We start from the raw sequence: 12,005 nt of genomic DNA, 5'->3' as shown, positions 1-12,005 counted from the left end.
GGGAACACAGCAATGAATAGTCTTCCTGCTGAAGGATTTAAAAACATATTTGTCAAGGATTTACTGATTTCCTCAGAGAAAGTGGCACATGTACAGATTGGGAATAGCTTAGAACATGCGCTTCTCCTACTGGTGAAATCCGGGTATTCCGCAATTCCTGTATTAGACCCCACCTATAAGTTAAAAGGCTTAATTAGTACAGCGATGATGCTCGACGGTATTATGGGGCTTGAGCGCATTGAATTTGAGAGATTAGAACATATGAAAGTAGAAGATGTTATGAACAGCGAAATTGTGAAGTTGCAGCTGGATGATACATTTACAGAGGCACTGCAAGCAGTTATTAATCATCCGTTTGTATGTGTGGAAAATGAAGAGGGTTATTTTGAAGGGATTTTAACCAGGCGGACCATCTTAAAACTTTTGAATAAACAAGTGCGTAAACAGAGTAAGTGACAGGCGTGCAGCTTCTATAAGGAGCTGCTCGTTTTCATGGAAAGGAGCTGTAGATTTGCAATTAGATGATTTTCGGATGATGGTTATACTAGCTGAAGAGCTAAATATGAGAAAAGCTGCTGAGCGGTTGTTTGTATCACAGCCTGCGTTAAGTCAAAGGTTGCAGTCCATGGAAAAACAGTGGAATATGAAATTTTTTATTCGTTCGCAAAAAGGGTTAACAATTACACCGGCTGGGGAAAAGGTAGCTACCTACGCAAAGGACATGCTTATGCAAGAGGAGAATATAAAAAACGAGTTGTCTTCTTTGCAAGAAAAAACGCACGGGACATTAAAAATTGCTGTTGCATCTATTATTGGTCAATATTGGCTACCGCGGGTATTGAAAAAGTTTGTAGAGGCATATCCGTATGTACAGATCTCTTTATTTACCGGATGGAGCAGTGAGGTGCAGAAGTACTTCTATGAAGGGGATGTACACCTTGCGATATTAAGAGGCTCTCAAGAGTTTCCAGGTAGAAAATGGCATTTGCTCACAGATGAATTGTATTTAGTTGATACAGAGATTGCGAACGCAAGAATGCTTCGTGAGACAAATAAACCGTTTATTCAATTCAAAAGCGATTCCACTTATTATTCACAAATACAGGGATGGTGGTATGGCTTGTTCTCACATCCCCCAAAACGTACCATTGTAGTGGATCAAATTGAAACATGTAAGCAAATGGTGCTGCATGGTATCGGATACGCTATTTTACCATCTAGTGTCTTGCAGGAAATGCCAGATCATGTGTATAAGATGCCTCTATCGGTGGATAATAAACGACTTACGCGAGAAACGTGGCTATTGGTCAATGATACGGCATTAGAACTAAAGCAAGTAGAGGCATTTGTGGAGCTGCTTATGCAATTTGTTTCAAAAAAGTGAATCTTTCAACTTGCTGTTATTGCCATGCTTTGATAGAGTAACAAGTATGAAACGTTTAGGAGGAATTCCGCTATGAAAATGATGGATGCAAATGAGATTATCACATTTATTCAAAAGAGTGAAAAGAAAACACCAGTTAAGGTGTATATAAAAGGTCAGTTGAAAGACATTGAATTTCCAGAAAGTCTACAGGCGTTTGTTTCTAAAAAGACAGGTGTCCTTTTTGGAGAATGGTCTGAAATTAAAGCAGTGCTGGCGCGATATGAAAACGAAATCGTCGATTATGTAGTGGAAAATGATCGTCGTAATTCGGCCATCCCTCTTTTGGATTTAAAAGGCATTAAGGCGCGTATCGAGCCGGGTGCAATTATCCGTGACCAGGTAGAAATTGGTGACAATGCTGTTATCATGATGGGAGCAGTTATTAACATCGGTGCTTCTATTGGTGAAGGTACAATGATTGATATGAATGCTGTACTTGGCGGTCGTGCTACAGTAGGGAAAAATGCTCACATCGGTGCAGGGGCGGTACTTGCTGGTGTTATTGAACCACCTTCAGCTAAACCTGTAATCGTAGAGGATGATGTGGTAGTAGGTGCTAATGCAGTTGTTTTAGAAGGTGTTACAGTTGGCAAAGGTGCGGTTGTAGCAGCGGGTGCGATTGTTACAGAGGATGTTCCTCCTTACACAGTGGTAGCGGGTGTGCCGGCACGTGTCATCAAAGAAATTGATGAGAAAACAAAATCTAAAACAGAAATTAAACAAGAGCTTCGTCAATTAAATCCGGAAAACTAAACAAATGTAAAAAGCGTAAGTACGTGAAGTGCTTGCGCTTTTTTGTAAACGGTGGTGGCATATATGGAGAATGTATTCATTCAGATACGAAGAGACTTGCATCAAATTCCTGAGCTTGGTTTCCAGGAAACGAGAACACAACAATATATATTGAACTATATTCATTCTTTACCTAAAGAACGCTATGAGGTACAAACGTGGAGAACGGGAGTGCTTGTAAAAGTATTAGGTCGTAACCCAATGAAAACCATTGGGTATCGCGCTGATATAGATGGTCTGCCAATTGAGGAAGAGACCGGATATTCTTTTGCTTCTTCACATCAAGGAATGATGCACGCTTGCGGACATGATTTGCATATGAGCATTGCACTTGGTGTGTTAACTGAAATTGTAAATCATCCTGTAGATGATGATGTAGTGTTTATTTTTCAACCGGCAGAGGAAGGCCCAGGTGGTGCGCAGCCAATGATCGAAAGTGAAGAATTTAAACGCTGGAAACCTGATTTGATTTGTGCATTGCATATTGCACCTGAGTATCCTGTTGGAACGATTGCTACAAAAAAGGGATTGCTATTTGCAAACACATCTGAATTGTTCATTGATTTGAAAGGAAAAGGCGGACATGCGGCATACCCACACCAAACCAATGATATGGTTGTTGCTGCTAGTTATTTGGTGACACAATTACAGTCTATTATAAGCAGAAACGTGGATCCTTTGGATGCGGCTGTTATTACAGTTGGGAAAATTACCAGCGGTACTGTACAAAATATTATTGCGGAAACAGCGCGTCTTGAAGGCACAATTCGTACACTTTCGGCCGAGTCTATGGAGAAAGTAAAGGAAAGAATTGAAGCGGTTGTACAGGGGATTCAGGCTTCCTTTCAATGCAAAGCAATTATTGATTACGGCTCAATGTACTATCAAGTTTTTAATCACGAAGAACTCACTGTGGAATTTATGGATTTTATAAGAAAAGAGACAGATGTACAGGTAATAGAATGCAAAGAAGCTATGACAGGAGAAGATTTCGGCTATATGCTTCGAGAAACACCTGGGTTTATGTTCTGGCTAGGAGTAGAGTCGAAATACGGATTGCATCATGCTAAGCTACAACCAAATGAAGCGGCTATTCCTGCAGCAATTTCGCTACTGACTAGATATATCTCTTTTAAAGGAACGCGTTAAAGGGATTGTATATAGGTGAATTTGACTCACATGATATAAAGTGTGTTAAAATGGTCAATAGTAAAATGGAATTCATAATTTGGAGGAGTTTTGTGTGGGTGTGAAGAAAAAAGAGTTTGCTGTTATTGGACTTGGACGTTTTGGTGGTAGCATTTGTCGTGAACTCGTACAATTGGGTATGGAAGTAATGGCAATTGATATGGATGAAGATCGTGTAAATGAATACTCTAGCATAGCTTCTCATGCTGTTATTGCAGATACAACTGATGAAATGGTTTTAAAAAGTCTAGGTATCCGTAACTTTGATCATGTTGTGGTAGCGATAGGTGATAATATTCAGGCGAGCATTCTTACAACATTAATTTTAAAAGAGCTTGGTGTAGAAAATATAACCGTAAAAGCACAAAATGACTATCATGAAAAGGTCCTTCGTAAAATTGGTGCTGATCAAATTGTTCACCCAGAACGTGATATGGGAGCGCGTATTGCTAATAATATTGCCTCAAGTAGTGTGTTGGATTATTTGCAATTATCGGATGAGCACAGCATTGTTGAAATTATTGCAAATGAAAGATTAAATGGTCAAAATTTACAAAATTTAGATATTCGTGCGAAGTTTGGTTTGAATATTGTAGCGATTAAACGAGAAAATCAAGTTATTGTTTCACCGCGAGCAACTGAAACGTTACGTAGTGGAGATGTATTGGTTATCATAGGAAGTGACAATGATGTGGATCGGTTCGAGGATTTCTTAACACCTTAATACAAAAATGCCCCGCCGTATTGGCGGGGCATTTTTAGTTATAAGTGGTTGAAAAACTATCAGAAATTCTCGTTAACTCCTGTGCTAGAAAGCATCCTCGCATAGAATCACGGGGTACTGTGTTTTTCTTGTTACACTTCCATGATAATTGGTAAAATCATTGGCTTACGCTTGGTTTTTTCATATAAAAACGGTGCCAAGGTGTCTGTAATTTCATTTTTAATTTCAGACCATTGCGTTGTTTTACGCTCCATGACTCTATTTAGATGTGCTGCAATTAATGTTTGCGCATCATTAATCAAATCGCTACTTTCTCGCATGTATACAAAACCACGTGAAATGATGTCGGGACCAGCTGCAATTTTAAATTCCTTCATGTCAATACTTACTACAACAATAACGAGGCCTTCTTCAGAAAGGATGCGTCGATCGCGCAAGACGATATTTCCAATATCACCTATACCATTACCGTCAATATATACAGAACCAGATGGAACTTTACCGGCAACTGTGGCTTCATCATCGCGAAGCGCCAATACGTCCCCGTTATCTAAAATAAAGCAGTTCTCTTCAGGCACGCCGCAATCGATAGCAAGCTGTGCGTGCATTCGTTGCATGCGGTATTCACCGTGAATAGGCATAAAGTATTTTGGCTTAATTAGGCGTAACATTAACTTTTGTTCCTGTTGACCGCCGTGACCGCTTGTGTGAATATCTGCTAAAGGCCCGTGAATAACTTCTGCGCCAGCACGGTACAATAGGTTAATCGTACGGCTCACACTAATTGTGTTTCCTGGGATAGGTGATGAGGAGAACACAACTGTATCACCAGGAATAATTTGAATTTGACGGTGTGTACCATTGGCTATGCGAGAAAGAGCAGCCATTGGTTCGCCTTGACTTCCTGTGCATAAAATAACAACTTGGTTAGCAGGAAGGCGATTGATTTGACCAGCGTCAACAAATGTTTCTTTTGGGCAACGAATATATCCTAACTGCTGACCAATATCGAGCGCCGCTTCCATACTGCGCCCAAATACTGCTATCTTACGGTTGTTGGCAACTGCTGCTTCCACAACTTGCTGAAGACGATGAATGTTAGAAGCAAATGTTGCAAAAATAATGCGTCCATCTACTTTGCGGAACATATCATTAATGCTGTCTCCTACTCGTCTTTCAGACATTGTAAAATTTGGAACTTCGCTGTTTGTGCTATCTGAAAGTAGACATAGCACGCCTTCTTTTCCAATCTCAGCCATTTTGGTTAGGTTAGCTGGCTCCCCAACTGGTGTGAAATCAAATTTAAAGTCTCCCGTATGAACAACTTGTCCTTGTGGAGTTTTTACCACAATACCGTAAGAGTCAGGGATGCTGTGTGTAGTACGGAAAAATGTCACAGCGGTATGTTGGAAGGAGATAATATCATCTTCCTTAATCTCAATCAGTTTTGCTTTGCGAAGCAAGCCATGTTCTTCGAGCTTATTTTTAATAAGACCAAGCGCTAGTTTGCCCCCATAAATCGGAATGTTCACTTGGCGAAGTAAATATGGAATTCCACCAATGTGGTCTTCATGTCCGTGCGTGATGAAAAGACCTTTAATTTTTTCTTCGTTTCTTACAAAGTAAGTGTAATCAGGTATTACATAATCAATTCCCAAAAGCTCGTCTTCCGGGAATTTAATGCCGGCATCGATAATAATAATTTCATCTTGATATTGAACCGCATATGTATTTTTACCGATTTCGCCTAGTCCGCCCAAGGCAAATACAGCGGTTTGATCTGATTTTAAGAATTTCATGCGTATTGCATCACTTTAAAGTTTTCGCTTTGTTTCTCGTATTCAAGATGAGCACCGGCAAGCTCTTGAATGAATTCGATATTATAATGAAAAGGTGATAATTTTGTACGAACGTCACGTTCAGATTCTCCTTCTACGTAAAGCACCTTTGTTTTTTCACGAACAGGCGCCTCCATAGCAGAATCTTGATAAAATACTTTGAAAATCATTGTAAAACCTCTCCTTGTCTCTATTTTTGCGCTACCTTTAACCTATTATAAAGGAAAAGGACTATATTTTCATGTTTTTTCGATAGAAAGAAGAGAAAAGCCTATTAGGCAAGGTTCCTCTTACGTATAAGACCGTTCCAGTAGCACTTTAGTTTTTCTTTTAGTTTTCTTTTCATTATTGACCTTCCTTTCAGGTTTTCAAACATAGGTTTTGTTTATAGTATGAGAAGAGAATTCAAAAATCATGTATGAAACAGTAACTTGACAATTCGTATATAATATATAGGTGCAGATAGAAAAACACCATCCCTTTTACATAGGAGCAAAGAGCTAACCCTGTGAGGAAAAATTCGGCACTTATAAAAATCTATTCTAAGCAACATATTCCAGCAAGAAAGATGTCCTGCTACGCTGCAAGTATTGCCTATGTTTATTTAATAAAGTGAAGGAAAGAGGGGACAGATTTGGGAAAGCTATATGGCGCATTGCTTACGCTGAGTGTAATTTGGGGTGCTTCATTTTTATTTATTAAAATATTGGTAGCTGATTTAGGGCCTTGGGGTGTAGTATTTTGGCGCTGTTTATTTGGTGCAATTACACTTCTTTGTGTGTTAGCGGCAAAGCGAGAAGCGGTTGCTTGGAAAGACTTACCGTTTGGGATGATTGTGTTAGTAGGGTTTGTGAATAATGTATTGCCCTTTGGATTTATTGCAATTGGTGAAACAAAGGTTTCTAGCGGTATGGCTTCCATTATCAACGCAATGACACCTATTTCAACTGTTATTGTCGGGTATGTATGCTTTAAGCTACACGTGAGACGAGCACAGTGGATGGGTATTCTTCTTGGTTTCTTCGGGATTTTACTAGTAATGCGGTTCGATGTGAAACAGTTTGTTAACGGTGATATGAACGGGGTATTGCTAGTGTTGCTCGCGACTTTATGTTATGCCGTCGGTACACAGCTCTCCAAACGTTTTTTACAGCATCTTTCTGTGTTAGTAATGTCGGCAACTACACTTCTATCCGCCTGTGTTATCAGCTTTTTTAGTATGGTATTAGTAAGTGATGAGGGCTTTCGTATGGTATCCTCCTCACAGACGTTTGTTTCATTAGTGGGACTGGGAACCTTCGGGTCTGGTTTTGCGTATTTGTTATTTTATTATATGGTAAAAGAAGGAAGTGCAGAGTTTGCTTCTTTTGTTACTTATATTGTTCCCTTATCCGCTTTGCTCTGGGGAAGTCTTCTATTGGGAGAAGACATTACATATCACATGCTGATTGGTTTAACACTTATCTTTGGAGGGATATACCTCTCAACGTTTCAAAAGAAGCAGTCAACAACAGGAAAGGACTATGGATATGAACAATAAAATTGTATTTTTTGATATTGATGGAACACTTCTTGACCATGACAAACGTATTCCTGCGTCTACAAAGAAAGCAGTTAAACAGCTACAGGAAAATGGTGTTCATGTAGCAATTGCTACAGGCAGAGCCCCATTTATGTTTGAAGATATTCGCAAAGAATTAAATATTCATAATTATGTTAGCTTTAACGGACAATATGTTGTATTTGAAGATGAAGTTATTTATAAAAATCCGCTTCCTGGAGATAAGTTGCATGAGTTTACGCAATTTGCCAATGAAATAAATATGCCGCTTGTATACTTGAATGAAAAAGAAATGAAGGCGAATGTTTCAAATCATCCGTTTGTTAGCGAAAGTATGGGAAGTTTGTTTTTTGACTACCCACTATACGAACCCAATTTTTATCAAAATCAAGAGATTTATCAAACTTTATTATTCTGCGAAGCTGGAGAAGAACAGCAATTTATACATGAGTATCCTCAATTCCACTTTATTCGTTGGCATGCTTATTCTATGGACATTATTCCAAACGGCGGTTCAAAAGCAAAAGGCATTGAGCGTTTTATTGAGAGACTTGGATTTAAACATGATCAGGTTTATGCATTTGGCGATGGTTTAAACGATATTGAAATGATTTGTGAGGTTGGAACAGGTATCGTAATGGGAAATGGACATGAGAAATTAAAACAAGTAGGCAAATACGTAACTAAAGATGTAGCGGAAGACGGTATTTTACACGGCTTGCAGTGGGCAGGGCTGCTATAAAATATGCGTACTTAAAGTTCTTTTTTGATTTTTACTGCAGCGCTCGTCTTCTGTGAGCGGTCAGGAAAGTTTTTGGCATCGTGTCTGCGGGGAATTCCCTTGGCTCGCTTCTTCTTATTACTGTCAATTCCAGTTATTAATAGTGAATTTTAATACAGCTATTAGAAATAAAAAAGCAGGCAATGCCTGCTTTTTTATCGTTCTAAAGGAGTTGCATTTTCTGGATGTGCGAATGGATTTTCCTCATTAATGTGATCGTAAAACATAACACCGTTTAAATGGTCGATTTCATGCTGGAATACAATAGCTGGCAATCCTTTTAGTCGTAATTGCACTTCTTGCCCGTTCAAATCCACACCTTTAACGGTAATGCGCGCATAACGAGGAACAAAACCAGGTACCGCTCGATCTACAGATAAGCATCCCTCTCCACCACTTAAGTAGATACGGTCTACAGAATGACTGATGATTTTAGGGTTAAATAAAGCATAGCTATACAAAGTACCATCCGTGTCTGTTACATGAACAGCGATATAACGTTTACTCACACCAATTTGTGGTGCTGCGATTCCGATGCCTGGACGAAGCTCGTATTTTGCGGCAAGTTCTGGATTTTGGCTATTTTTTACGAATTCTAACATACTTGTAAGGGTATGTATATCCTCTTGGGTGGGAGGTAATGTTACTTCGGAAGCTCTTTGTCTCAGCACTGGGGCACCTTCACGTACTACATCTTTCATAGTAAGCATATGGATCTCTCCTTTCTGTATCTGTAGTGTAACAAAGTCAGTGAATAAAGTCATTGCCTAAACGTAGACATTACAAATTATAATGAGGTATGAACAAGAATGATAAAAAAAGAAAGAGCCGCAGCTCTTCCTTTTTCATGTTTTTTTCTTTTACATTAATGGATGCAAGCAGCACCGACGATGATCAAAAGAATGAACAATACAACAATTAAAGCGAATCCGCGTCCGGCACCATAGCCGCAGCCACCATAGCCGTAAGCCGGCGCAGTGTAAGTTGGGTAACAATATGTGTATCCTTGCATGAAATTTACCTCCTTTTTCGTTTCCGCTTATATTGCGGTTAGTATAACGTATGAAAAAACGGAAAATGTGTGTAGATAAATGCCCAGTGACTAAGAAAATAAACAATTTTTATCATAAGTTGAATGAGATTTTTCTAGTGATAAGAAGTAAAGCTTCGTCTAGGTTAAGTTGCGTGTAAGTAAAGGTGTAATTATGTAAATGAATGTACGGGAGTAAAAACGTCAGAATTTAAAACGTTTACATATTATACTATGATAAGACATAAGGAGAAATGGGAATAATATAACAGAAGGCTGTTGTTGATTAATACAGGTATTGATAAAAGGGGTTTAAAGGAAATTGTAAGCTCTTTTATTTTTCGAGAAAAATTCAAAATCAAAGTGATTGACAGGCTTCGTGCAGAGTTGTAAACTAAAAAACGTGATTATTATTGTATTAATTATTTGTTGAAAAAGATTAGTACAGATGGTGGCATTTCCAAATACCTTTACACAGTCAGCATATAGACTGTGGAGGGAGCACGGCTCCTGCCGATAGTATGTTCATAAAACAGGAAGAGGTGAACGGAATGGGTACTGAAACGAAAAAGGCCCTGATAAATGTAGATGAGCAATTCAAAGCAATTGAATCCACATTTCAAACAATCCAAATTTTAAATGAAGAAGGCGTAGTAGTAAATGAAGATGCAATGCCTGATTTAACTGATGAGCAGCTTAGAGAACTAATGAGCCGTATGGTTTATACGCGTGTATTAGATCAACGCTCTATTTCTTTAAACCGTCAAGGTCGCTTAGGGTTCTACGCACCAACTGCAGGACAAGAAGCTTCTCAATTAGCAAGTCATTATGCACTTGAAAAAGAAGACTTCGTATTGCCTGGATATCGTGATGTGCCGCAAATGATTTGGCACGGTCTGCCACTTTACCAAGCGTTCTTATTCTCTCGTGGTCATTTCATGGGTAACCAAATCCCTGAGGGCGTAAACACAATTTCTCCGCAAATTATCATCGGTGCACAAATCATCCAAACTGCAGGTGTAGCACTAGGTATGAAATTCCGTGGTAAAAAGTCTGTTGCAGTAACGTATACAGGTGACGGTGGTGCATCTCAAGGTGATTTCTACGAAGGTATGAACTTTGCGGCAGCTTATAAAGCTCCTGCAATCTTTATCGTTCAAAACAACCGTTTTGCGATTTCAACACCTGTTGAAAAGCAATCTGCTGCAAAAACAATTGCACAAAAAGCAGTAGCTGTAGGAATTCCTGGTATTCAAGTAGATGGTATGGATCCACTTGCTGTATATGCGGCTACACGTTTTGCTCGTGAGCGTGCTGTAAACGGTGAAGGTCCAACGTTAATTGAAACACTAACATTCCGTTACGGCCCACATACAATGGCTGGTGATGACCCTACTCGTTACCGCACAAAAGATTTAGAAAACGAATGGGAAAAGAAAGATCCAATCGTACGCTTCCGTAAATTCTTAGAGAATAAAGGCATTTGGTCTCAAGAAGATGAAGAAAAAGTAATGGAGCAAGCAAAAGAAGATATTAAAGAAGCAATTGCTAAAGCTGACCAAGCTCCTAAACAAAAAGTAACTGATTTGATGAAAATCATGTACGAGAAAATGCCATATAACCTACAAGAGCAATTTGAAATTTACACAGAGAAGGAGTCGAAGTAAGCCATGGCGCAAATGACAATGATTCAAGCAATCACAGATGCGTTACGCGTCGAAATGAAAAACGACCCTAACGTATTGGTGTTCGGGGAAGACGTGGGCGTAAACGGCGGCGTATTCCGTGCAACGGAAGGACTGCAAGCTGAATTCGGTGAAGAGCGCGTATTTGATACACCACTTGCAGAGTCCGGTATCGGAGGTCTTGCAATCGGTCTTGCTTTAGAAGGCTATCGTCCGGTTCCTGAAATTCAATTCTTTGGTTTCGTATATGAAGTGATGGATTCTATCTCCGGTCAAATGGCGCGTATGCGTTACCGTTCCGGTGGTCGTTATACGTCTCCAATTACTGTTCGTTCACCATTTGGTGGCGGTGTTCATACACCAGAACTACATGCGGACAGCTTAGAAGGTCTTGTTGCGCAACAACCGGGTCTAAAAGTTGTTATTCCTTCAACACCTTACGATGCAAAAGGTCTTTTGATTTCTGCAATTCGTGACAACGACCCTGTTATTTACTTAGAGCATATGAAGTTATATCGTTCATTCCGTCAAGAAGTACCTGAAGGCGAATATACAATTGAAATTGGTAAAGCTGATGTAAAACGTGAAGGTACGGATGTATCTGTTATTGCTTACGGTGCAATGGTTCATACTGCACTTAAAGCTGCTGAAGAACTTGAAAAAGAAGGTGTTTCTGTAGAAGTGGTTGACCTTCGTACAGTACAGCCTTTAGACATTGATACAATTATGGCTTCTGTTGAAAAAACGGGTCGTGTTGTAGTAGTACAAGAAGCACAAAAACAAGCTGGTATTGCAGCAAATGTTGTAGCTGAGATCAATGACCGCGCTATCCTTAGCTTAGAGGCACCAGTTGTTCGTGTAACAGCTGCTGATACAATCTTCCCGTTCTCTCAAGCTGAGAGCGTATGGCTTCCAAATCATAAGGATGTTGTAGAAGCAATCCAAAAAGTAATGAACTTTTAATCTTGGCTGTAAAAGAA

The 12,005-nt window shown here is 39.4% G+C and carries 13 protein-coding genes; 9 read left to right on the top strand and 4 right to left on the bottom strand.

Annotation, left to right across the window (positions count from 1 at the left end; all coding sequences use genetic code 11):
* Positions 1-12: 12 nt before the first annotated feature.
* The 5 genes from cbpB (at position 13) to MUG87_RS06665 (ending at position 4,130) form a co-directional block, all read left to right on the top strand.
* On the top strand, positions 13-456 hold the full coding sequence (cbpB, locus tag MUG87_RS06685; RefSeq protein ID WP_247086696.1) for a cyclic-di-AMP-binding protein CbpB: 444 nt from the start codon (positions 13-15) through the stop codon (positions 454-456).
* A 55-nt stretch (positions 457-511) separates the two neighbouring features.
* Positions 512-1,384 carry a transcriptional regulator CcpC gene (locus tag MUG87_RS06680; RefSeq protein ID WP_247086694.1) on the top strand — a complete coding sequence of 291 codons (873 nt, stop codon included), beginning with the start codon at positions 512-514 and terminating at the stop codon, positions 1,382-1,384.
* Positions 1,385-1,456: 72 nt separating this feature from the next.
* Positions 1,457-2,179 (top strand): 2,3,4,5-tetrahydropyridine-2,6-dicarboxylate N-acetyltransferase, encoded by a 723-nt coding sequence (gene dapD / locus MUG87_RS06675; RefSeq protein ID WP_247086692.1) that lies wholly within the window; start codon positions 1,457-1,459, stop codon positions 2,177-2,179.
* A 63-nt stretch (positions 2,180-2,242) separates the two neighbouring features.
* Positions 2,243-3,367, top strand: a complete 1,125-nt coding sequence (locus tag MUG87_RS06670) for an N-acetyldiaminopimelate deacetylase (protein ID WP_247086687.1) — start codon at positions 2,243-2,245, stop codon at positions 3,365-3,367.
* A 94-nt stretch (positions 3,368-3,461) separates the two neighbouring features.
* Positions 3,462-4,130, top strand: coding sequence for a potassium channel family protein (locus MUG87_RS06665; RefSeq protein WP_247086685.1), 669 nt, complete (start codon positions 3,462-3,464; stop codon positions 4,128-4,130).
* 131 nt (positions 4,131-4,261) lie between these two features.
* On the opposite strand, the gene rnjA is transcribed toward MUG87_RS06665, so the two are convergent.
* A complete protein-coding gene (gene rnjA / locus MUG87_RS06660) occupies positions 4,262-5,929 on the bottom strand; it encodes a ribonuclease J1 (RefSeq protein ID WP_247086683.1) in 1,668 nt (555 codons plus the stop codon).
* Positions 5,926-6,138: a DNA-dependent RNA polymerase subunit epsilon gene (locus tag MUG87_RS06655; RefSeq protein ID WP_247086681.1), complete on the bottom strand. Its 213-nt coding sequence runs from the start codon at positions 6,136-6,138 to the stop codon at positions 5,926-5,928. Before MUG87_RS06655 ends, rnjA begins: the two co-directional genes overlap by 4 nt.
* A 464-nt stretch (positions 6,139-6,602) precedes the next feature.
* Between MUG87_RS06655 and MUG87_RS06650 the strand changes: the two genes are divergently transcribed.
* Positions 6,603-7,508 (top strand): DMT family transporter, encoded by a 906-nt coding sequence (locus MUG87_RS06650; protein WP_247086679.1) that lies wholly within the window; start codon positions 6,603-6,605, stop codon positions 7,506-7,508.
* Positions 7,498-8,271, top strand: coding sequence for a Cof-type HAD-IIB family hydrolase (locus tag MUG87_RS06645; RefSeq protein ID WP_247086677.1), 774 nt, complete (start codon positions 7,498-7,500; stop codon positions 8,269-8,271). The genes MUG87_RS06650 and MUG87_RS06645 overlap by 11 nt, the downstream gene beginning before the upstream one ends.
* 194 nt (positions 8,272-8,465) lie before the next feature.
* On the opposite strand, the gene def is transcribed toward MUG87_RS06645, so the two are convergent.
* Positions 8,466-9,020 carry a peptide deformylase gene (gene def, locus MUG87_RS06640; RefSeq protein ID WP_247086675.1) on the bottom strand — a complete coding sequence of 185 codons (555 nt, stop codon included), beginning with the start codon at positions 9,018-9,020 and terminating at the stop codon, positions 8,466-8,468.
* Between the two features lie 155 nt (positions 9,021-9,175).
* Positions 9,176-9,322 carry a YjcZ family sporulation protein gene (locus tag MUG87_RS06635; RefSeq protein WP_124564889.1) on the bottom strand — a complete coding sequence of 49 codons (147 nt, stop codon included), beginning with the start codon at positions 9,320-9,322 and terminating at the stop codon, positions 9,176-9,178.
* 569 nt (positions 9,323-9,891) lie between these two features.
* Between MUG87_RS06635 and pdhA the strand changes: the two genes are divergently transcribed.
* On the top strand, positions 9,892-11,007 hold the full coding sequence (gene pdhA, locus MUG87_RS06630; RefSeq protein WP_247086673.1) for a pyruvate dehydrogenase (acetyl-transferring) E1 component subunit alpha: 1,116 nt from the start codon (positions 9,892-9,894) through the stop codon (positions 11,005-11,007).
* Positions 11,008-11,010: 3 nt separating this feature from the next.
* Entirely contained in the window at positions 11,011-11,988 is a 978-nt protein-coding gene (locus MUG87_RS06625; protein ID WP_247086671.1) for an alpha-ketoacid dehydrogenase subunit beta, read from the top strand.
* Positions 11,989-12,005 lie beyond the last annotated feature (17 nt).

The organism is Ectobacillus sp. JY-23, from assembly GCF_023022965.1.
Classification (GTDB): Bacteria; Bacillota; Bacilli; order Bacillales; family Bacillaceae_G; genus Ectobacillus.
This window is presented reverse-complemented; position numbering and strand designations above follow the sequence as displayed.